The sequence below is a fragment of the Clostridium sp. SHJSY1 genome (assembly GCF_031626875.1).
Classification (GTDB): Bacteria; Bacillota; Clostridia; order Clostridiales; family Clostridiaceae; genus Clostridium.
In genome coordinates this window covers 90,652-113,347 of record NZ_JANDMF010000011.1, presented here as the reverse complement: position 1 = coordinate 113,347, position 22,696 = coordinate 90,652, and the positions used below count along the sequence as shown (strand labels likewise).

The following is a 22,696-nucleotide window of genomic DNA, read 5'->3' as shown; positions in this document are numbered from 1 at the left end:
AAAATTTACCAAAGGTAGTTCTATGACAATCGGCAAAGCTTAACAGGACGATATCAGTTACGGTTCCTTTATAGCCCTTTTGTATAGCCCCTTTTATAAATTGCTCAATATGCCTTAATACAGGTTTTGAAAAGTATAAGAAAAATCCAAATTCAAATAAAAATTGCTTTATTGGTGATTTTTCTGTTAAAATACTTTTGTGAGACATATAATTCACTCCTGTTGTTAAGATTTTTCAGCAAATTAATTTATACAACAAAATGTGAAGTTTGTCTCTATTTTTTTATAAAATTTTTTAACTGTAAATATATGTTATGATATTTTCTCAACTATAGTTTCATAAAAATGGTACACTAAATAAATCTACTGATTAAAGTGAATTTTTATACAAATCTATATACACTCCCGTATAAAAAAATATTGTTATATGTTACTTAACTCATAATGTAGGTTATTAATTTGGGTTTCATAAGATTGCATTTCTTGCTTTAATTTGCTTATTTCTAACTCTATATTAGATGTTTTTTTTGCTAAAATAATTTCTATGTCCTCAACTTTATTTATAACACTGTTGAATTGGTTTCCATTTAGCATATCATTCATTTTAAGATAATGCGACTGTGCTATATTTACCTTTGATCCAAAACCTTGTATTTTAGCTAGATTTTGTTTTCTATAGTGCATACTATAGTTGAAATTTTCTTTGCAACTTCTATATTTATGTCTAAATTCATGTATATAATCTAGCTGTTTTTCTAATTTTTCTATTTTTTCTTCTAAATCAACTTTATGGTTTTTATATAAATTTAAATTTTTTAATATGTCTTCACTAATCATCATTGTCTCCTATTCTTTTTCTTTATCTAACTTCTATTTTTCTAGTATCAATGCCTTCAGACAATCTATCTAAGTTTCTTTTTATATCTTTTAATTTTTCACAGTGTTGATTTATTTGACTAGCAGATTCACAATCAATATTCTTTACTTGTTGAAAAATATTATCTATTTCAGTTAAACTAGTACCATTAATATCTATTAATTTTTTATAGTATGTATTTATATCATCATGATACTCCTCTATATTTAATTTACCTTGAGAATCTTCAATTCTATACCATACATCCCATTTTGTGAAATTAAAAAAACTCTCATCTTCGACTTCTTTTACTAGACTCTTTAATTCGTCTTGTACTTCTTTTGAAAAATCTCTTATTTTCCCTTCAAGGGCTTTAGTTGATGGTTCTATATTATCTCTTATTAGAGTTGAACTTAAACAAGGAAGTGTTGCTGACTTCATTTTACTTGCCATATCAGCAAAAATTAATTTCAACATTGTTGAATCTGTTGGTGACATTTCTTTACTTGCATAATAGTTAAATAATATCTTACATAACTTTTCTGTTTCTGCACTTCCTATTAACGGCTTAGCGAATGGTTTAAGATATTTGGTAAATACCTCATAAGCTTCTATTGCATAATATCCTGTTGAAACCTTGCTATCTATCCAATCTATCCAACCATCTCCTCGCTCCTTTTCTCTAGTAATAGAAGCTCCCATAAAGTTAAATAGTGCTTGTTTATCTTCGTATGAAGCATTTTTCTCAATATATAATGTAAATTCATGAAGAAAAGCCATAATAGGTTCCTGCTCCACCTGATTTCTAAGGGAAACTGTACCATCTTTATTAAATTGCAACATTCTATCTGGGCAATGTTCCCTTAATATTTCGTCTATATCTTCATCTTTTAACTTGTCCCACATAGATTTTTCAGGCTGTGTATATATAGTCTTTCCTGCTATTCTGAATAATAATATGTTTACATAATCATCACTAGGTGCAATTAATGTTATCTTATTTTTGTTATTTGCAATTTCATTTTGGTACTTTTCACAAAATTCCTTTGAAAATCCTTGTCCATCAAATGCAACACATTTAGATACTTTATCGGATTTTATAGTAACATATTGTGCCTTATTTCCACCTTTGGAATGTCCAGTTACAGTTACATTGTTATAAGGTAAACTATTAAACCAATCTAATGCATTTGATTGTAAGTCAGTATCTGTTTGATATGCTCCTTTAAAATTATCTGGCCACTCCTTAGAGCCTGTACCTCTAAATACCGCTGTAGCTTGCCCTGAATTATTAACAAGGCAAATTTGTTGTCCTCCGAATTCATCTTCATGGGGATATTTTATAGTTAAGTTTGCTAGTTTTTCATCTTTTTCAACTGTTGAAAGTATTTTATCCCATTCTTTTGCTGTGAAATCAAAGTTATCATTAGGATCATCAAGTTTGTCAAGACCTTTCTTTCGTATACGATTTATAAAATCACCTAAAGGTTTTCCCTCATAATCACTACTTGTAATGGACTTGATATACATCAAATTATTTAATAGTGCTAATTCTGTTTCATTCAACTCCCCATTTTTTAAGTAGTCAGTAGTTGTTTGATTCATTTCATAATTTGCCATATAATTCTCAACTCCTCTTATATTCCTCAATAGTTAAATCTTTATTAATTGTCATAAATCTGACTTTCTGATATTTAAATTCTCCATAAAAATCAGAATCAAGATTGTGGTCACTCAAATAAAAAACGCTTACTGATGTTGGCAACTTGTTTTCTGACATCTTTTTTACAAATAAATCTACTTTTTTATCAAAATCATCTATACCACTTAAAGTTGGTGCCACAAATATCCTCATAAGAGAATCTATATCTTCACCTTTATCTATAACATCCTGTAATGTTGATTTGCTATTAAATTCATAAGGAAAACACTTACCTTCAAAAGAAGCACTCACCTTACACTCAGGAAAAAATTCCTTTGCTATTTCATGAACCTTTTCTTGGTATTCATCCTTTATTAAAAGTTCAAAATAGTTATCTTCAAAAATATATCCTTCATCACCATTTTTTCTAGTTGCAGTAAATCTATCTTTTTCTCTATCTCCATCTTCTGGATAAACAAAAAGGTCTACATTATTATTATCTAAAAACTCTTTTCCCTTTACATTTATAACTGTAAATTTTTTATCATATTTTTTCTCTAGATATGATACTATCTGCTTTTGTGCTCTTTCTGTATGGTCTATAAATACATTTTCCTTCATCCACCAACATCCTCCTATTAATAGAATAAATCCTAATACACACATTCCTTTTTTTACTTTACTCAAAATTTCACCTCTTTCTAAATTAAACATCTTGCTATTCAGGTTGCTTATTGTAATTAAATTTTGGAATGTTTACCTTATTTGGTATACTTAAATTGTTAGTTATTGATTTAGCTAAATTATTATCTGTTTCTTGAAAAGCAATTCCTGTATTTTCAAGTACTATTTTTGTTTTTTCAATTAATACAGCAATAGATGACTCAATATATTTTAACTCTCTATATGCTTCATTTACAGATGTAAATGTGACCCCTGAACTCTCTTCTATTAAATTCATATTACCAAACATAAAATTTGCTTTATTCAACCTACTACCAAGATTGTCTAAAACTCTTCCTGCCTCTTCCAAACTAGTTATGTTTATCTTAATTTCCATACTGATCTCCTTTGTCTAATATAAAAATTTATCTGCAGAATCAATTTTAGATAAATATTCATTTATAATTTCACTAATTTCTTGAGATACACTTTGTATAGCATCTGGATACCTTTTTACTTCATTTAGCAATCCATTTAAGCTTTCAGTAATCTTTTCATCATTAATTCCATATGAAATCACATATTCTAGTACTCTTATATATTCATTAATTGCCTCATTTAAATAATCAGCATAATTAGTAAATTTTTTTGAAGCATAACTATATTCATTATCTAGAACTATCAACTCATTACTTTTACTTGCCGTACTCATGCTTTATTCATCTCTCCTTTACGATTATATATTAATTTATTTATTAAAGTTTTTAAGTTTTGTTGTACTTATTAAAAGAGGAACCCCTTTATGGAATTCCTCTTTAAAAATTATTAGAATGATCTAATTTGGCCTGCCATACCTGAGTCTAAGTCTTGATGTGCACTAGATATTGTATCTAATTGTTTTGCAATTGTTTCAACTAGGCGTTGTCCTTCTCTAAAGCTTGGCTTTAATCTTTCAAATTGGTTAGCAAATTCAACACTCGAACTTCCTTCCCATTCTTGTTGTAATTGATTAAGAAGGCTTTCCATTCTTTGAATTACATTACCAATATTATCTGCTTCAACTCTGTATTCTCTTGCTCTAGTTGCCATAGCTTCTGGACTTAATCTTATTTGTCTGTTATCCATATTATTTCTCCTTTGTACTTTAATTCACCTAGGTTTTCTCAAAAAATATTTAAGTCTTTAATATTTTTGTAGGGAATATAGTTAGAAAGTGGTAAATACAATCGTAATAACCACTTGTTAGCATGATTTTTTTATTATAATCTATTTTTCTGCCTAATTCAACAATTTGAAATAAAATATACCAACATAACTTTTAATTTCTTAGAATGTAATAAGAATATATATATTTGAAATTTATAAATGTTAAAAAGAAGCTGTTCATATGCAACAGCTTCTTTTTATATAAGTTCCTTTAAATAACCTCAATAGCATCAATAGAGATATAATAATTTGATGAAGCAGCATTTTTAGTATTAGTAACCATAATTTGAACATCATGCTTTCCAGCAGTTAATCCTGTTTTAGTGAAAGTAAGTTGATTGGTCTTTATGGTTGAAGAATATGTATCAGCTGAATATTCAACTCCATCAATAAAGATTTTAGCAATACCTCTGTTATCAGCAAGAATAGAATAAAGCTTTAAACCAGTTCCATTAAAGGAGAATGATAGTGTAGAATTTTCAACATTTGAAAAATGTTGAGAAGAATCAGCTGACTTTATCCAATTGGCTGAATAATCTAAATTTGCATTGGTATTTTCATATCTACCAGCATTAAATACAGTTTGATTATCTAAAATTTCAATTGCATCAATAGAAGTAAAGTAACCAGTTGAAGCAGCATTTTTAGTATTAGTAGCTACAATTTGAACATCATGCTTTCCAGCTGTTAAATCATCTTTAGTAAATATAACTTTATTAGAAGCTACAGTTGCAGAATAACCATCAGCTGTATAATTAACTCCATCAATAATAACCTTTGTAATACCTCTGTTATTAGCAATAATTGAGTAAAGTTTTAAACCAGTACCAGTGAAAGAGAATGAAACTGATGAATTATTAACATTTGAAAAATGTTGAGAAGAATCAGTTGTCTTTGTCCACCCTGTAGAATAAGTAAATGCATCATCTGTATTCTCGTATCTACCAACACTTATAGTAGGCTTAGTTTGTAAAATTTCAATAGCATCTACAGAAACATAAGTGCCAGAAGATGATGGATTTTTTGCAGCAGTAACTACAATTTGAACCTCATGATTTCCAGCAGGCATATCATCTTTTGAGAAGATAACTTTGTTTGCCACTACACTTGCAGAATAGCCATCAGCATCATATGGAATACCATCAATATATACCTTAGCAATACCCCTATTATTAGCAACAATAGAATAAAGTTTTATACCAGTTCCCTCAAAAGAAAAAGTAATTTTTGCATTATTAATATTTGAAAAATTCTGTGAGGAATCTGCTGCCTTTACCCAACCTGCGGAATAATTTAAATTTTCACTAGTATTTTGGTATGAACCAGGATTTAAAATATATTTGGAACTTAAAATTTCAATAGCATCAATAGAAACAAAGTAACCAGAAGATGCTGTGTTTTTTGAACTAGTAACCACAATTTCAACTTCATGTCTTCCAGGAGCTAGGCCATCTTTTGAAAAAATAACCTTCTTTGAAATAACCGTTGCAGAATAACCATCAGCAGTATAGGCAACTCCATCAATAATAATTTTAGCAATACCTCTATTATTAGCAGCAATAGTATAAAGTTTTATTCCAGTACCTTCAAATGAAAATGATACTTTTGAATTACTAGTGCTTGAAAAATGCTGAGAGGAATCAGTTGTCTTTATCCAATTAGCAGAGTATGTTAAATTTTCACTAATATTTTCATGCCTACCAACAGTAAGTGGAGGTTTAGAGTTTAAAACTTCCACAGCATCAATTGAGGTGAAGTACCCCGTAGAAGCTGCATTTTTAGTGTTAGTTACTATTAGTTGAACATCATGTTTACCAAAGGTTAGGCCATCTTTTGAAAAAATAACTTTGTCAGATGCAACAGAAGCAGAGTATCCATCAGCAGTATAATTAACCCCATCAATAATAACTTTTGTAATACCTCTATTATTAGCAACAATAGAGTAAAGCTTTATACCAGTGCCTTCAAAAGAGAATGAAAGATTACTGTTAGCAGTGGATGAATAATGTTGAGATCCATCTGTAGTTTTTATCCAAGTGCCTGAAAAAGTTAATTTTGTATCTATATTTTGATATTTTCCTTGCTTAAGAATAACTGCAAGATTTTCTGTAGTAATACTATTATCAATAGATGTATAGGCAATTTTACTGCTAAGGTTATCAGCAAGTTTAACACAGGTAGCAAATCCACTTAAGGATAAAAGACTAGAATTATCAGTGGTTTTTAAATTGATAGTTCCAGCTTTTAGAACTTTAGCTTTTATTGTAGCAATTGTTCCACTTCCACTTATAGGATCAGAAGAACTACTTAAAGTCATAGCAAGATTAGCTTGCCCACCTTCTATTTTTTGAACTGTTGGAGAGGATATTTTATCTGCAAATAAGTTTCCTACAGTTATGCTTTGAACTTCAATTAAGCTAGTGTCATATAGAAAGTCTACAGAAGCACCATAGAGGTTACTAATAGATGATATATTAATAGCAATATCTATAGTATTTCCTACTGTTGGAGCACCTGCTACACTATAAGAAATCTGATTTGAAGTTGCAGCATATGTTTTATTAAGTTCTTCTGAACTATTTGTACCAGTGCTTATAATAGCAAGGGGATGTAAACTAGAAAATGCAAATTGGGCAAAAAAGATTAATACACAAAATGCAACGTAAATCTTTTTAAAAAGAATATTTTTCGTCATAATTTTTAATTTCCTCCTTAGTTGTAATAGAAATAATATGCATCATATATTTTTTTCGAACAAAATATATATAAACTTTAAGGATTGCTGAAAAAATTACGATATTATAAAATATAAGTAAAAATACTAGGGGGAAACTATTATGAAAAAGGTGGGAAAATTACTATTAGTTGTTTTGTTTTTTAATTTAATGACATTTGCAGTAGCAAAGGCAGAAAGTACAAGTAGCCAAAATGTTGTGTATTCTGTTAAGGAGTCCATGTCTTTAGATCAATATAGAACTTCTAAGGAATATCCAACTACTCTAACAAAATCATTTAATGCTTATACTGGACTAGCTAATGCATCAACAGGAGAACAATTAATAATTGGAGAAATTAAAAAAGGTCTAGAAAACTTACAGACTACAATAAATTTAAATCAATATATACAGTATTTTAAATATAGAACTGATGCTAAGATTCCTTTGGAGTATTACTTTGATACTTTATATGAGTATCCAGAATTATTTTATCCAAATTTAAGTGTGCAGTGCAGTTATTATTATAATTCATCAACTAATGAAATAACATCATATAACCTCGTTGTAACTTATTCTAATGATAATACTACTATAAACACTATGAAAACAAAGTTTAATAGTAAGGTTCAGGAGATAAAAAATAATTATGTATCAAAGGCAACTACAGCTTTAGAAAAAGAATATGTAATACATGATTACATAATCCAAAATACTAAATATGACTATGATAATTACTACAATAACACTGTTCCTAATATAAGTCATACTGCTTATGGCTCCTTAGTTAATGGAATAGCTGTTTGTGATGGATATTCAAAAGCAGCTCGATTATTTCTTAGAGATAGTGGGATTGAGGCAGGAATTGTAGAAAGTCAAGAAATGAACCATGCATGGAATTATGTAAAGATGGATGGATATTATTATTTTCTAGATTTAACTTGGGATGATCCAGATTATAAAGGTGATTATGTAGATTATACTTATTTTAATGCTACAACTGCAGAAATGAAAAGTGGGACAAACCCTCATGTCTGGGATGAAGCAGGCTATCCAGCATCTACTAATACTAAATTTAGTTTTTTAAGAAATGGAAATGAATATAAAACACTTGGGAATAAACTATATTATTCAGACTATGTGAATAAAAATTATTATATATATTCAATGGATTTGCAAGGTCAAAATAAAACTTTAATTAGTAATAAGGCTACTTCAAAGTTTGAAGTATATAAAAATAATTTATATCGCATTTCATATAATTCCTCAGAAAACCTTTATAATGTAAATCGATTAAATTTAACAGATAAATCTGAAAAAGCTATTTTTACTATAAATGGTTCAATTCAAAATATGTACAAGACTGGGGCAAATCTTACTATTGATTACACTGAAGGAGGAGTGAGTAAAACTAAGGTTTTATCCATAGATTTTAAAGAAGATGTAAATGCTGATGGATTAATTTCTATAGTAGACTTAGCTACTATAGCAGAGGTATACAATGCAAAAAGTGGGACAGCTGAATATAAGGCAATCTATGATTTTAATTCAGATTCTATTATAGATATATATGATCTTGTTAAAATTGCATTACAACTATAATTATTTATATTTGTAATGAGAGAAAAATATAATTTTGTTATAAGGATACTGCTACGATAAAAATAAACTATGTACATGAAAATGATAGGGGGAAAATCATGGGGAAAATACCAAGAATTTTATTAATCACATTTTGCTTAAGCTTTTTGGGAGTTAATATCAAAGCAGTATCTAAAAATTCAGATATATATAATGAAAATATGGGATATAAAAATTTTCAGAGTAAGAATTTTAAATCTTATAGTTGCAAAACAGATGAATCAATAGGAAAACAGTTAATAATGAGAGCGATAAAGGATGGTTTAGAGAATAAGCAGGCTATAATTAATTTAGATAACTATATAAAATATTTCAAAAATAAAAGTGATTATAAGATTCCTATGGAATATTATTATGATACTTTAGATAAATATCCAGAAATTTTTTACTCAGAAGTTACTGTTGATTGTGATGCTTCTTATGATAAGTCAACTGGAGAGATAGTATCCTATAACCTTTTAGTAAATTATATTTATGACAATAAAACCATAGATACTATGAAAACTAAGTTTAATAATAGAGTTCAAGAGATAAAGAAGAATTACTTATCAAAAGCAACTACAGAATTAGAAAAAGAATATATAATACATGATTATATAATTGAAAATTGTACTTATGATAAGGAAAATTATTATAAAAATACTGTACCATCAATTGAACATACAGCCTATGGAGCATTAGTTAATGGGATTTCAGTTTGTGATGGATATGCAAAAGCAGCACAGCTTCTTTTAAGAGATAGCAATATAGAATCTGGTGTTGTTGTTAGTGAAGAAATGAATCATGCTTGGAATTATGTTCTTATTGATGGATACTATTATTTTCTTGATTTAACTTGGGATGATTGGCAAGGTAATGAAGAAGAGGCGATTTATAAGTATTTCAATGTAACAAGTAGTGAATTAAAAAGTGGGACAAATCCTCATAAGTGGAACGAGGTAGAATATCCAATTTGTTTTAATGATAGATTTAATTTCTTAAAAAATGGTTATAAATTTAAAAGATTTGAAGATAAGATGTATTATTCTGATTTAAAGAATAAGAAATACTTTATTTATGCAATAGACTTACAAGGAAAAAATGAGAATTTAGTTAATAATAATGATTACACTCTTGATATTGAAGTAGATAAAAATAATTTATACTGTCTTAACTTTAATTATGATGCATCTGATAAGAGAGTATATTATTTATATAAATTTAATCCAATAAACAAAAAGAAGGAGCGTATCTTTGTATTTTCAGGGGCCTTTGATGACATGTACAAAAGAGGATCGAATCTTATTATAAAATATAATGAAAATGGAATTAAAAAGACAAAAACTCTAGGCTTAACTAACTAAAGATTAATCAATAAAAGGGTGGGGAACAAATGAATATGAGAAAAAATTTAATTTTTTTGTTGATATCAGTTATATCTTTATCAAATATTTCAGTGAAAGCAGCAGATATAACATCAAGACAAAAATATGAAAAAAGAGTAGTTGAGACAGTGACAAAAAAATCCTTATCTTCAGATGGAAATCTAATGGCAACAAGTGAAGATAAGGTTCAATTAGATGAGGCTGCAAAAGAAAAATTAAGTTATGAGGTATTAGTGCCAAAAACTAATTCCAATTATGAAGTTACTTTAGCGTATAGTGATGGAAGTTATTCTTATGTAGGAAAATCAGATAGTTATGATGAAGCAGTAAAGATGGCTCAAGGAGCTAAAGAGAGTTTAACAGTTAATCTTGCTTCAATAACTCCAACAGTAATTGATTCTAGTGGGCAAGTTGTATATGCAACAGAAGCTATTGGTAGGGTGTGGAAAGCTTATAGTGATTCTATTACTTATGGACGAGATGTATTGTCTTATGTTTATTCTAGTTCAACATTAAGTTTAGCTAGCACATATACATATATTCATGATGGATACATAAGTGAAGTTCCTCTAATTGAAAATAGAGAAAATGAAGCTAAGGTTTTAGTTGCTGGATATGAAGGTTGGATGAATAAAAATATAAATAGAGATGTAAGAGGAAGTGGATATCCTAACAGAGATCTTTTAATACAGCCAATAAGTCAAGTGACTAATCCAAGCTATTATACAGTATCAAATGGATTGTTAAAACATTTTATATCTATAAGTATGACAACTGTAGGTAAAGGAAATATGAGAACTATAGGTGTAGCTCCTAGTTATTTAAAAGAAGGACAAACATATTACAGTTATGATGGCAATTACTTTTATGATGGTTCACAGGGAATGGCGAAAGGGTTGATTACATTAACTACTGATTTACAAAATGGAAATCACAATAATTCTGTAAATCTTTATAATCCTTATTACAATTATTATAATAATTTGCCTTTTAGAACAAGGACTAATTATACTGCAGCAGAATTAGATTCATATATTAATAACAAAACAGTACAAACAAGTAAGCTTAGAGGACTGGGACAGGCTTTTAAAGATGCAGAATCAACTTATGGTGTTAATGCACTTTTAGCATTATCAGTAGCTATGAATGAATCAGCTAGAGGAACTTCAGATTATGCCATGAATAGAAATAACTTATTTGGCTTAAATGCAACAGATAATAACACAGATCAAAATACTAGTTATTATAGCACGCCAACAGCTAGTGTAATGGAATTTGCAAGAGCTTATATATCAAAGGGATATACAGATACTTCAGATTGGAGATATTTTGGAGGCTTTTTAGGAAATAAGAAGCTTGGGGCAAATGTAAAGTATGCGTCTGATCCATTTTGGTCTGAAAAGGCTGTTTCTTTTGCAATGGAAGCAGAAGTGTATTTATCAGGTGGAAACATATCTAACATGAAGGATTATGATTATTATCAGTTAATTAGATATACAGGCTCTAACTCTGTTAAAACATTATCAGGTACACTTTTATATAGTATACAAACATGGATTAATCCGGGATATGGCAGCTTTGTAGGAGGGGTGTCAGCAATTTCAGCAGCTAAAACCACAAGTTTAAGTGGTGTGAGTAACTTTCAAGTTAATCCTGAAAGGACTACTCCCAATACCTTGGGGGATTTTGGGGGAACATATGATTGGAATATTAAAGGATATGTTAGTATATCTAATGTAGAATTTATTAATAAAGGAAAAAGTGGATTTAAAGATGAAGATATCAATTTTGATGGGAATATAGATATAATTGATTTAAGTCAAGTTGGACAATTCTATAATTCAAAAAGAGGAGAAATACTGTGGAATAGTAGGTTTGATATTAATGGAGATGGAATAGTGGATATATACGATGTTGTTAAAGTATCTACTAAATTATAGTATTATTTTGTTGAAATATTAATATACATAACAGAATAAGCTTTTTCCTGCAAGCAATTGTAAAAAGAAGCCGAGTATAGTAAACTATGGTTATTACGAGAAAAGGTGGGAAAAAGATGAGGGGAAGAAAAATATCAGCCTTTTTGTTGCTTGGTGTTATATGTTTGCCGCAAAGTTTAGTGAAAGCGGTAGATATAAAATCAGGACAAAAATATGAAAAAAGAGTAATTGAAACTATGTCTAGGGGAGTTTTATCTTGTGATGGAGAAAGGGTTCTGACAAATGAAGAAAGAACACAATTGGAAGAAAATGAAAAAGAAAATTCAAGTTATGAAGTAATAGTACCAAAGACAGATGCTAATTATGAAGTTACTTTGGCATATAGTGATGGAAGTTATTCTTATGTAGGAAAGGCAGATACTTATGATTCTGCCGTTAATATAGCTAAAAATGAAGAGAAAAGTTTAACTGCAAGTTATTCTTCAGGCTCAATAATTCCAACAGTTATAGATTCTAATGGAGAAGTTATTTATGCTACAGAATCTATAGGAAGGGTGTGGAAATTATATAGTGACCATATTACTTCAGGAAGAGATGTTCTTTCGTATGTATATTCTGATTCAAATTTTAGCAATGCATATACATATATTCATGATGGATACATAAGTGAAGTTCCTCTTATTGAAAATAGAGAAAATGAAGCTAAGGTTTTAGTTTCAGGTTATGAGGGATGGATGAATAAAAACATAAATAGAAATGTTACTAATCAAAAATATTCTAATAGAGATCTTTTAATACAACCCATAAATCAAGTGACTAATCCTTGCTATTATACAGTATCAAATGGATTATTAAGACATTATATATCAGTAAGTATGTCAACTCCAGGAAAAGGAAATATTCTAACTATAGGGGTAGCACCTAATTATTTAAAAGAAGGACAAAGGTATTATAGTTATGATGGAATCTATTTTTATGATGGTTCACAAGGTATAAAAAATGGGCTTATTACATTGACAACTGATTTACAGAATAGAAATCATAATAATGCAGTAAATTCTAATAATCCATATTACAATTATTATAACTATTTACCTTTTAGAACAAAGACCAATTATACTGCAACAGAATTAAATTCATATATCCAAAGTGTAACATCAGAAAGCAGCAAACTTAGAGGACTTGGACAAGCATTTAAAGATGCGGAATCAACTTATGGAGTTAATGCACTTTTAGCATTATCAGTGGCTATGAATGAATCAGCTAGAGGAACTTCAAATTATGCAATGAATAGAAATAATCTGTTTGGTTTAAATGCAACTGATAATAATACAGATAAAAATACTAGTTATTATAGTAGTCCAACTGCTAGTGTTATGGAGTTTGCTAAAAATTATATTTCAAGAGGATATTCAGATACAAAGGACTGGAGAAATTATGGAGGCTTTCTAGGAAATAAGAATCTTGGCGTAAATGTAAAATATGCATCTGACCCATTTTGGTCTGAAAAGGCTATTTCCTTTGCAATGGAAGCAGAAAAATATTTATCTGGTGGAAATATATCTAATATGAAAGATTATAATTATTATCAACTAATTAGATATACTGGAGCAAATGCTGTAAAAAATTCTGCTGGTACACTTTTGTATAATATACAAACATCAGTTAATCCTGGAAATGGAAGTTTTGTTGGTGCAGTAGCTGCAATTTCAGCAGCTAGAACAGCAAGCGTAAGTGGGACAAACAGTTTTGAAATTAATCCAGAAAGGACTACTCCAAATTCTTTAGGAGATTTTGAAGGAGTATATGATTGGAATGTTAAAGGATATGTTAGTACAGAAAATATAGAATTTATCAATAAAGGTAAAAATGGATTTAATGACCAGGACATTAATTTCGATGGAAAGGTAGATGTAGTTGATTTAGCTTTAATTGGAGAATCATATAATTCAAAGAGTGGACAAGATAATTGGAATATTAGATATGATTTTAATGGAGATGGAATAATTGATATCTATGATTTAGTTAAAATAGCAACGAAACTTTAGAATAGTGGCAGGTGTTTACTAATGCTTCTTATATATGTTTCTTGTATAATAGAACTATATATTTGAAATTGTACATTCATAAAAATAAGGTGGGAAGCAATATGAAAAAAACTAAATGTACATTTGGATTTGGTATTTTTACTATAATCTTAACTATAATCCTATTTTTAATATTACCTTATAACAAAGTTGTATTAGCAGCTGATAATAGAGAAATAAAATTTAGTATTAATGGGGGCACTGGTGGGGAAGTTAAAGCAGGTTCAGCTGTTGAAATCAATGTTGACCTAAACAATTTACCTAACTTTTTTGGAGGGTCCGTTGATTATACATATGATAATACTTTATTAGAGGTTAATTCTATAGAAATTAATCCCAAAATCAAAGAAAATAATAATATATATATAGCTTATAATGAAACAGCTAAGGATGGGAATTTAGCTAGATATGGATTTGCTATTTTGGGAGAGTCCTCTGGAATTAATGGGACAACTAGGTTTCTTACAATTAAAGGAAAAGCTAAAAAGGATGGAAATCTTTCTATAAAAGAGCAGGATGTTGCATATGAAATTGTGGGAAAGTCAAATAAAGTAATGGTAAATATGGATGGTGTGAAGTTTTCTAATGGAAAAGAAGTAAGCAATGAAATAAGTGAACAAACAAAAGACCTTAATAATCCAGAAAATAAGAATCAATCAATAACTTCAGGTGAATCTAATGGGGAAAATGGCAATAAATCTGATGATGTAAGTGCTAGTAGTAATAATACTGGAGAAAATAGTGGTAATAAAATATCAGATAATAGTGGCGATAAAACATCGGATAGTAGTAATGATTCAGAAAATAAGGAGGAAATAGCTCAAGGAACTGATAGTTTAGAGAAGAGTTTTGGTGAAAATTCTCCAGAAAATAAGAGTAGTAATGATTCAAAAAATTTAAGTGATGTTGAGAAAAAAAGTAGTAGTAAAACTTATATATATATAAGTTTAGTTTTAGGTATAATAGCTATAGGAGTTTGCATAGCATTTATTTATAAAAAGAGAAAAAACAATTTTAATAATTTGATAAATAAGTAGTAAAGAGAGCTATCTATAAATGGAGTTTTATTCATTATAGATAGCTCAAAAAATTGGAGCTTTTTAGTAAAAAGTTATAGAGGATATATATAATTTTATTTAAGGAATTGTTGTGCTAGTTAATTAGTGAACAGTTCCTTTTTTATGCATAAAAATGTATAGAAAATTTAACCTTTCAAACTTAGTCATTTCAAGGGTTTGGAGAGTGTGAAATGGGTAAAGTATTATCACCATTTTATAGGGAAAATAAAGGAACTAGTATACAAATGTATATGGTTATTTTTTAACTTAAAAAGGACTATAGTCCTATGAAATTACGTAAAATAGTCCTATTTACACCACTTTTCAGCTAATGTAAAATGAAATTGTATAATTGGTTTAAATATAAAATAGTACAAGTTTGGTATTTAACCTATCTAATTAAGTTAAATAAAAGGTATATTTGTTTGACTTTAGTTATACCTAAATTGAAATTTTAGATTCTTAATGTTTATTTATTACAGACCTTTTAAAGCCATAAAGAAGGCAAATATAATTCTGGAAAATGTTTAAAGAAAGAACAGGATATTTTTCATACTGATAAGACTTAGGGGTAAGTATTATATAAATTTCTGAAGGCTCTATAGGGGGAGCTCTGAGAAGTACAATTCTTTTAACATTCATAATTATTAGTAAATTTGTACAATTAAATACAAGTTAATCCGGATTATGGCTTGTCTGTAGGTGCAATTAGGAAAGAGAAAAAAGTTTCAAGAGTGATTAGTACTTGCAACACAAGAATCTTCAAGGATATTTTATAATGAATTAAGGAAATTGATTTCATTAATGCAGTATCTGGGGGGAGAATACTTTAAGATGAATATATGCTTGAAGTTAAGGTTATAAAATTAATTAAGATTTGCGTTAGTTAATTTTATAAAGGAATATATTAGGTATTAAAGTATGCTTGGAGAAGTTGCAAGTATTAAAATTTTTAATAAAAGTATGTTATAGAAAGTTGGTGAAATCTGTTGTGGTTAAAATAAACGTTAAAGAAATTCAAGGGACAATTTATGAAAGTAAATCAATAAGAAGGCAAGCTCATTTTTTAAATTTTGAAAGCTTACTTAAAAATATTTTAAGATTCTTTGAAAAGTATTCTGAAAAGTATGGAAATATTGAATTTAAAGTTAGAAACATTAACAAGATGATGCTTGATGAAATTAATATTAATTTAAAGAACCGTAAAATTAGTGTAGAAAATTCCACAAACTTTGATGTGAAATCTAATTTTAGAGCTTTTTTGAAAATTAATGATCCAAATTCATTTTATTATACTTTAAAAGCAGTGGATAGAAGAATGGTAGTTAAAGTAAATAGGTTTGAACCTAAGAAAAAGGCGAAATTATTTATTTTATCACAAGAAGATAGTACCACTTCAGAAAAACATTATTTTGATGACTTTTCTAATTTTATTAGTAGGGAATGTAATAATTTAAAAACAATAACATATAAAGATGATGGATTTAAAGGAAATTTAAAGGTGTGGAATGAGTTTAAACCAAATGAATGGACTAATGCATTTGAGAAGGTAAATATAGGAAAAAAGAATGGGATGATAAGTACATCACTTTCTTTTGTTACACGATTAGAAAGTTTAAAAGCTAAAAAGAAATTTGATATGGATAACATAAAAGAGTTTGTTATAGATTCAGGGATAACTGATAGTGAGATACCTAAAAAAGATGTAAATTCACTTGTTTTATTGCCAGTTGGAACTATTGTGGGCACTACAATAAAAGCTGGACTTACGATGTTATCACATGAAGATAAATTAAATGAGAAAAATAAAACTTTTAAATATAAAGAAAATAATTTTCAGGTTAGAGATAGTAAAAATATTTTTAATAGTATAGGAATTACAATAAATAGAGTGTTTTGGTAAGAGGTGCTGAAAGTTATTCTATTTAAATAAATTTATATTCTTAACTATTTAAATAGAATAGCCTTTAGAGAAGATAAGATAAATTAGAGGTTTGAAAAAATGGAAAGAAATAAGGGGGGGAGACTTCCATGGAAATAAGACGTTCATCATTAAAGTTTAATAATGTTTTGTGTGCTAAAACAAGAAGTGATGTTCATAATTGGTACAAGGATGCACAAGAATTAAGAAATGCAGTAATTAGAAATGGATTGTATGCAACAGGCCCTATATTTTATAAGATAGAAAATTATGATGAAGAAAAGCAAGAGGGAGATTACAGTATTTACATACCAGTAAATAATAGATTGAAGATAAAAGATAATAGTAAATATACTTTTTATAATCATTTTTTAATAGAAGATGGACTTGCTTTAAGACATATAGATCTTGAAGAAAATTTAGAGGATTCATATGATATTATCAGAGCTTGTGCTAAGTCACAAAATTTTCAAATTACAGAGCCATTTTATAACATTTATTTAGAGGTATATGGGTCAGGGATAATAGATATTTTTGCACCTATTAAAGAGGAGAATTAAAAATGTATATAAATTCAGAAGATAACCTTAGGTTTAGTAATGTAGTATCTAAAAAAGTGAATTTTCATTATAAGAATATGGAAGAAGAAATTAATAATTTTTTAATGAGTATTAGCGATAAAAATCTAAAAGCTAAAGGTCCTTTTTATTATTCTATAAACAGTTTACCTATGTCAGAAAACGTAGAAGGTGAATTTTTCATGCCTATATATGAAGACCATATCTATGATCTTTATGATTTAGAATTTCACAGTTATTACAGTATCGAAAATATGATATCCACTTGTATATATGAAGATATAGAAGAGAATACTGAATTAGCTTATTATAATCTTTTAACTTACATTAATGAAAATAACTTGTTTCAAATAACTCCAATATTTCATATAGTTTCAGGAGACAGTTCTATGCAATATGTTTTTATTAAAATAGGAGTTGTTGAAAGAGAAAGCGAAAAAGGCGCTTTTTAATGTAAAATTTAAAATAATTAACTTTATGTTTATAAAAAAGCAAAAAGAGGACTAAGGTCCTACAAAATTACTGAAAAAGGTCCTATTTACACTGTTTATCGTCAAAGGTAAAATAGTTTATGAAAGGCTAGAAAAGAAAAAAATTCTAGTTATTTAATAGCATATTATTGCAAGGGGGATAAGCATGAGTAAACTAGCAAGAAACTTAATGCAAAAAACACTAACTGGTGCTGTAATTTTATTTATGGCATCACAATCATTGCCAGCAAGTGCTACAGTAGTAGCAAAAAATCAAACGGTTTCAGAATCACAACAGTATGGTAAGATAAGTGAGACCAAAGACAGGAGTGGCATAAGTTGTATATCATATGGACAATTGAAAAATGTTGAGCAAATGAAACAATGGTTTATAGGCGAAAGGTCAGAATGTAACAGAAATGGTAATACGAATGTAAACACAAACACAAATGTAAACACAAATACCAATGTAAACACTAACGTTAATATCAATACAGATATTAGTAAGTGTAAAGATGGTATATACACAGGAACTGGAAAGAGTTCTGACGGACTTGAAATAAAAGTTTCAGTTGAGATTAGTAAAGGTAAAATAATAAACATAAAAACAGTATCTGAAGAATATAAATCAAAAATTAAAGAAACTGAAGTAACAACTATAATAAAAAAGATAGTAAGCAAGCAATCATTATCTATAGATATTGAAGCAAATGCAACATATAGCTTCAATATAATATGTGGAGCAGTGCAAGATGCTGTAAAACAAGCTTCAACAACAAATGTAACTGTTAATACTGATGCAAAAGTAGATATAAGCTCTGATTTGAAAAAATGCAAAGATGGTATATACACAGGAACTGGAAAGAGTTCTGATGGACTTGCAATAAAGATTTCAGTTGAAATTAATAAAGGTAAGATAGTAAATATAAAAACAGTATCTGAAGATTATAAAGTAAAAATTAAAGAAACTGAAATAACAAATATAATAAACAAAATAGTAAATAAGCAATCATTATCTATAGATATAGATGCAAATGCAACATATGGTTTCAATATAGTATGTGGAGCAATACAAGATGCATTAAAGCAAGGTGTAACAGCAAGTACAACAACAAGTACAACAACAAGTACGACTGTTAATACTGAAGTGAAAGCAGATATCAATGCTGATTTACAAAAATGCAAAGATGGTATATATACAGTAACTGGAAAAGGTTCTGATGGACTTACAATAAAAATTTCAGTTGAAATTAGTAAGGGTAAAATTGTAAATATAAAGACAATATCTGATGAATATAAGTCAAAAATTAAAGAAACTGAAATAACAACTATAATAAACAAAATAGTAAATAAGCAATCATTATCTATAGATATAGATGTAAATACAAAATATAGTTTTAATATAGTATGTGGAGCAGTTCAAGAAGCAGTAAAACAAGCTTCAGAAACAACTAAGACTAATACTTCAACTAACGTTGAAACAAATTGTTGGGGTAAAATAATAAAATCAAGACAATGTGAAAAAGTAGAAAAAGGTACAAAAACTGATAAGTCAAAAGACAAAAATTGTACAAAAGATAAAGAATGTTCAAATGATAAAGACAAAACAAAGAACAAAGATTGTACAAAAGATAAGGATTGCACAACAACTCCAGGCAAGGACTGTACAACAACTCCAGGTAAGGACTGCACAACAACTCCAGGAAAAGATTGTACAACAACTCCAGGTAAGGATGCAACAACAACTCCAGGTAAGGATACAACAACAACTCCAGGTAAGGATACAACAACAACTCCTGGTAAGGACACAACAACAACTCCTGGTAAGGATACAACAACAACTCCTGGTAAGGATACAACAACAACTCCTGGTAAGGATACAACAACAACTCCAGGCAAGGATACAACAACAACTCCAGCTAAGGATACAACAACTAATCAAACAACAACAACAGCTAGTAAAACAACAACTGAACCAGCAAAAACTAGTGAAGCAACAGCAAATAATACTAGCAAAGAAGAGTATAGTGAAGTTGCAAAAACAGGTGATTCAGGAATGTTAGGTGTTTTAGGAGTGGGAGCTGTATCATTAATTGGTGCAGGTGTAGCTCTTATGATGAAAAAAAAGAGTAAGAATTCATAATAAATAATAAATATAATAGAAGGAACAGAGAAGTCTGTTCCTTTTTACTTCAAATTTAAAGATATAAAAAATGGTACTAGAAAAGTGAAAAACACTGTTCTAGTACCATTACCAATGGTAACAACAACAAATACCAATGGTAAAACAACAACATTAACCAAACACCAAAGTGATAAAATATCAATTACATATTAATGTAGAAATATTAGGTGTCTTAGGAATAGGAGCCATATCTTTACTTAAGTATAAAAGTAATTGTATGAAGAAAAAATAAGCATTAAAAAGATTAGGAGACTATTAAGTCTTTGCCTTTTTCTTTTCAATGAGTTTGAAGGATATACATAAGAAAGAATGAAACTCCAATTCCATTATAGGTTATAAAAATATTATCGTATAAAATTAAATAATCTTAATAGTAATTTGAGGAATTATAAATTAAAATTTATTCCAATAAGTGGAATAAAGGACTTTAGTCCTATAAAAAAACTGTAAAAGGTCCTATTTACTTATATTTTCATGTGTTGTAGAATTTCTAGAGATAGTGGAGAAAAAGGAGTAAAAGTATGGATGTAGAATTGAAAAAGGTAGATTTAGGAAAAATAAAATATTTCATTTACTCCGGTGAAAATAGAGATAGTTTAGTCAAGGAGTTTGACAAGGAGATAATTGATAGTAATATAATTCCTGGTACTTTGCCAGCCTTTCTAGTAGTAGAAGGAGAGAAAGTTAAGGTTACATATCATGTTACAGATGAGAAAACTTTAGAAGAATTTTTGCAAGAATATATAGGTAAAACCAAGTTAAGCGATATTATTAGAAGTTTAATAAAGTTATTTAAAACAGCAAATAAAAAAGGTATAAATATAAACAATTATATTTTAGATAAAGATTATGTTTTTATTGATACAAATAGTAAAGAAATATATTTAATATATTTACCTTTAGAAGAAGAAAAAAAAGAAATATCTATAAGAAGGTTTATAAAAGATATAATATCTATAGTTAATTATGATCCAAATGATGATTTAAGTTTTTTTGTTAATGTTCACAATTATTTAAATGATAAAGAATTCACTTTAGAAGGTTTAGAGATATTATTAGATATTGTAAATAATGAACATGAAGACAAAAATGAAGTAGATTATAAGGTAGTAAGTGAACCTGATTTATCAAAAGAAAAAGAAATTGTTTTTGAAAATGAAGATAAAACAAATCATATAGAATTAAATTTTGATAATGATGATAAGTTCACTATTAATGATGAAGAAAGTGATACAACAATTTTAGATGTTGATGATGGAACTACAATAATAGGAGTAGATGAAGATTATAATTTAGTGGCAAGCATTAAGAGAATATCTTCTTCTGAAACTATGGAGATTGTTAAAGATAAATTTAAGATCGGTAGGGACAAGACATCTTGCGATTTTGTTATTGATAATAGATTAGTAGGAAGATTACATGCAATAATTATTAAAAAATATGAACAATATTATATTTTAGATAGTTCATCAAGAAATGGAACTTTCATAAATGGAGAAAGAATAAATCCTATGACAGAATATAGTATAAAAAATGATGATGAAATTAAGCTATCAAATGAAACTTTTGTGTTTAAACTTTATTAATTAAGGAGAGTTAATAAATGAAATTTACAGTAGGATATCATACAGATGCAGGGCTTAGAAAAAAAATAAATCAAGATGCACTACTAATTAAAACAGCAAAAAGTCCATATGGGAGACTTGGACTTTTTGTTGTTTGTGATGGAATGGGAGGATTATCCTCTGGAGAACTTGCAAGTGGAACTGTTATAAGTGGGATGGGTTTGTGGTTTGATGAAATTTTGGCCCATGTTAAATTTGATACTGTGGATGAAGTGGATCTTTATAAGTTTATATGTGGACAAATTTTGAGTTTGAATAATAAGATTTTTGAATATGGATTTATAGAAAATCAAAGACTAGGTACAACACTTACTTTATGTCTTTTTGTACATAATAAATATTATATTTTTCAAGTTGGAGATAGTAGAGCATATAAAATAACAGATAGTGTAGAGCAACTAACAGAAGATCAAACATTTGTACAAAGAGAAGTTGATAGAGGTATTATAACTAAAGAAGAAGCTGAAAGTCATCCAAGGAGAAATGTATTATTGCAATGTATTGGAGCTAAAAGAGAAGTCGATCCTGTTATGATTACAGGAGAAGTAAAAGGAAATGAAGTGTTTTTAATATGTTCCGATGGATTCTATAGAAAGATTTCTAACAATGAAATTTTAAATGAACTTAGATGGAGTGAATTAAGTGATTCAGAAGAAATTAATAACAAAGCTAAGAATTTTATAGAATTAGTTAAAAGTAGACAAGAAGTTGATAATATAACAGGTTTAATTATTAAAGTTCATTAG

Annotated in this window: 18 protein-coding genes and 1 pseudogene; 11 read left to right on the top strand and 8 right to left on the bottom strand. The window is 28.3% G+C overall.

The features are described 5' to 3' along the window. The 8 genes and pseudogenes from NNC19_RS08080 to NNC19_RS08045 all read right to left on the bottom strand — a co-directional run. Positions 1-208: pseudogene (locus NNC19_RS08080) on the bottom strand (IS701 family transposase); the annotation flags it as partial. A 215-nt stretch (positions 209-423) separates the two neighbouring features. Beyond that, on the bottom strand, positions 424-837 hold the full coding sequence (locus NNC19_RS08075; RefSeq protein WP_310938120.1) for a hypothetical protein: 414 nt from the start codon (positions 835-837) through the stop codon (positions 424-426). Positions 838-859: 22 nt separating this feature from the next. Then, positions 860-2,476: an Mbeg1-like protein gene (locus NNC19_RS08070; RefSeq protein ID WP_310938119.1), complete on the bottom strand. Its 1,617-nt coding sequence runs from the start codon at positions 2,474-2,476 to the stop codon at positions 860-862. Between the two features lie 7 nt (positions 2,477-2,483). Continuing rightward, positions 2,484-3,185, bottom strand: a complete 702-nt coding sequence (locus NNC19_RS08065; protein ID WP_310938118.1) for a hypothetical protein — start codon at positions 3,183-3,185, stop codon at positions 2,484-2,486. A 31-nt stretch (positions 3,186-3,216) separates the two neighbouring features. Then, positions 3,217-3,558, bottom strand: coding sequence for a hypothetical protein (locus NNC19_RS08060; protein ID WP_310938117.1), 342 nt, complete (start codon positions 3,556-3,558; stop codon positions 3,217-3,219). Between the two features lie 15 nt (positions 3,559-3,573). Beyond that, positions 3,574-3,873 (bottom strand): hypothetical protein, encoded by a 300-nt coding sequence (locus NNC19_RS08055; RefSeq protein ID WP_310938116.1) that lies wholly within the window; start codon positions 3,871-3,873, stop codon positions 3,574-3,576. A gap of 113 nt (positions 3,874-3,986) precedes the next feature. Further along, positions 3,987-4,286 (bottom strand): WXG100 family type VII secretion target, encoded by a 300-nt coding sequence (locus NNC19_RS08050; RefSeq protein ID WP_310938115.1) that lies wholly within the window; start codon positions 4,284-4,286, stop codon positions 3,987-3,989. A gap of 292 nt (positions 4,287-4,578) precedes the next feature. Further along, positions 4,579-7,062 carry a cohesin domain-containing protein gene (locus NNC19_RS08045; protein WP_310938114.1) on the bottom strand — a complete coding sequence of 828 codons (2,484 nt, stop codon included), beginning with the start codon at positions 7,060-7,062 and terminating at the stop codon, positions 4,579-4,581. Between the two features lie 142 nt (positions 7,063-7,204). On the opposite strand from NNC19_RS08045, the gene NNC19_RS08040 reads away from it, so the two are divergent. The 11 genes from NNC19_RS08040 to NNC19_RS07990 all read left to right on the top strand — a co-directional run bounded on the left by NNC19_RS08040 (position 7,205) and on the right by NNC19_RS07990 (position 22,696). After that, positions 7,205-8,683 (top strand): transglutaminase domain-containing protein, encoded by a 1,479-nt coding sequence (locus NNC19_RS08040; RefSeq protein ID WP_310938113.1) that lies wholly within the window; start codon positions 7,205-7,207, stop codon positions 8,681-8,683. A gap of 98 nt (positions 8,684-8,781) precedes the next feature. Next, the gene (locus tag NNC19_RS08035; RefSeq protein ID WP_310938112.1) at positions 8,782-10,065 is read left to right on the top strand and encodes a transglutaminase domain-containing protein; all 1,284 of its coding nucleotides are present in this window, start codon (positions 8,782-8,784) and stop codon (positions 10,063-10,065) included. Positions 10,066-10,094: 29 nt separating this feature from the next. Next, positions 10,095-12,026 (top strand): glucosaminidase domain-containing protein, encoded by a 1,932-nt coding sequence (locus NNC19_RS08030; RefSeq protein WP_310938111.1) that lies wholly within the window; start codon positions 10,095-10,097, stop codon positions 12,024-12,026. 116 nt (positions 12,027-12,142) lie between these two features. Then, on the top strand, positions 12,143-14,074 hold the full coding sequence (locus NNC19_RS08025; RefSeq protein WP_310938110.1) for a glucosaminidase domain-containing protein: 1,932 nt from the start codon (positions 12,143-12,145) through the stop codon (positions 14,072-14,074). A 101-nt stretch (positions 14,075-14,175) separates the two neighbouring features. Continuing rightward, complete coding sequence (locus NNC19_RS08020; RefSeq protein WP_310938109.1) at positions 14,176-15,150, top strand: hypothetical protein; 975 nt, start codon at positions 14,176-14,178, stop codon at positions 15,148-15,150. Positions 15,151-16,162: 1,012 nt separating this feature from the next. Beyond that, a complete protein-coding gene (locus tag NNC19_RS08015) occupies positions 16,163-17,074 on the top strand; it encodes a hypothetical protein (RefSeq protein WP_310938108.1) in 912 nt (303 codons plus the stop codon). A 128-nt stretch (positions 17,075-17,202) separates the two neighbouring features. After that, on the top strand, positions 17,203-17,652 hold the full coding sequence (locus NNC19_RS08010) for a DUF5085 family protein (protein WP_310938107.1): 450 nt from the start codon (positions 17,203-17,205) through the stop codon (positions 17,650-17,652). Positions 17,653-17,654: 2 nt separating this feature from the next. Then, complete coding sequence (locus NNC19_RS08005) at positions 17,655-18,122, top strand: DUF5085 family protein (RefSeq protein ID WP_310938106.1); 468 nt, start codon at positions 17,655-17,657, stop codon at positions 18,120-18,122. A 184-nt stretch (positions 18,123-18,306) separates the two neighbouring features. Then, a complete protein-coding gene (locus NNC19_RS08000; RefSeq protein ID WP_310938105.1) occupies positions 18,307-20,283 on the top strand; it encodes a hypothetical protein in 1,977 nt (658 codons plus the stop codon). Between the two features lie 563 nt (positions 20,284-20,846). Continuing rightward, positions 20,847-21,911 carry an FHA domain-containing protein gene (locus NNC19_RS07995; RefSeq protein WP_310938104.1) on the top strand — a complete coding sequence of 355 codons (1,065 nt, stop codon included), beginning with the start codon at positions 20,847-20,849 and terminating at the stop codon, positions 21,909-21,911. A gap of 17 nt (positions 21,912-21,928) precedes the next feature. Then, entirely contained in the window at positions 21,929-22,696 is a 768-nt protein-coding gene (locus tag NNC19_RS07990; RefSeq protein ID WP_310938103.1) for a serine/threonine-protein phosphatase, read from the top strand.

Bases quoted from the DNA above. Each gene is read 5' to 3' on its own strand.
- NNC19_RS08075 (WP_310938120.1), bottom strand. From the start codon at position 837: ATGATTAGTGAAGACATATTAAAAAATTTAAATTTATATAAAAACCAT.
- NNC19_RS08070 (WP_310938119.1), bottom strand. From the start codon at position 2,476: ATGGCAAATTATGAAATGAATCAAACAACTACTGACTACTTAAAAAAT.
- NNC19_RS08060 (WP_310938117.1), bottom strand. From the start codon at position 3,558: ATGGAAATTAAGATAAACATAACTAGTTTGGAAGAGGCAGGAAGAGTT.
- NNC19_RS08055 (WP_310938116.1), bottom strand. From the start codon at position 3,873: ATGAGTACGGCAAGTAAAAGTAATGAGTTGATAGTTCTAGATAATGAA.
- NNC19_RS08050 (WP_310938115.1), bottom strand. From the start codon at position 4,286: ATGGATAACAGACAAATAAGATTAAGTCCAGAAGCTATGGCAACTAGA.
- NNC19_RS08045 (WP_310938114.1), bottom strand. From the start codon at position 7,062: ATGACGAAAAATATTCTTTTTAAAAAGATTTACGTTGCATTTTGTGTA.
- NNC19_RS08040 (WP_310938113.1), top strand. From the start codon at position 7,205: ATGAAAAAGGTGGGAAAATTACTATTAGTTGTTTTGTTTTTTAATTTA.
- NNC19_RS08035 (WP_310938112.1), top strand. From the start codon at position 8,782: ATGGGGAAAATACCAAGAATTTTATTAATCACATTTTGCTTAAGCTTT.
- NNC19_RS08030 (WP_310938111.1), top strand. From the start codon at position 10,095: ATGAATATGAGAAAAAATTTAATTTTTTTGTTGATATCAGTTATATCT.
- NNC19_RS08025 (WP_310938110.1), top strand. From the start codon at position 12,143: ATGAGGGGAAGAAAAATATCAGCCTTTTTGTTGCTTGGTGTTATATGT.
- NNC19_RS08020 (WP_310938109.1), top strand. From the start codon at position 14,176: ATGAAAAAAACTAAATGTACATTTGGATTTGGTATTTTTACTATAATC.
- NNC19_RS08010 (WP_310938107.1), top strand. From the start codon at position 17,203: ATGGAAATAAGACGTTCATCATTAAAGTTTAATAATGTTTTGTGTGCT.
- NNC19_RS08005 (WP_310938106.1), top strand. From the start codon at position 17,655: ATGTATATAAATTCAGAAGATAACCTTAGGTTTAGTAATGTAGTATCT.
- NNC19_RS08000 (WP_310938105.1), top strand. From the start codon at position 18,307: ATGAGTAAACTAGCAAGAAACTTAATGCAAAAAACACTAACTGGTGCT.
- NNC19_RS07995 (WP_310938104.1), top strand. From the start codon at position 20,847: ATGGATGTAGAATTGAAAAAGGTAGATTTAGGAAAAATAAAATATTTC.
- NNC19_RS07990 (WP_310938103.1), top strand. From the start codon at position 21,929: ATGAAATTTACAGTAGGATATCATACAGATGCAGGGCTTAGAAAAAAA.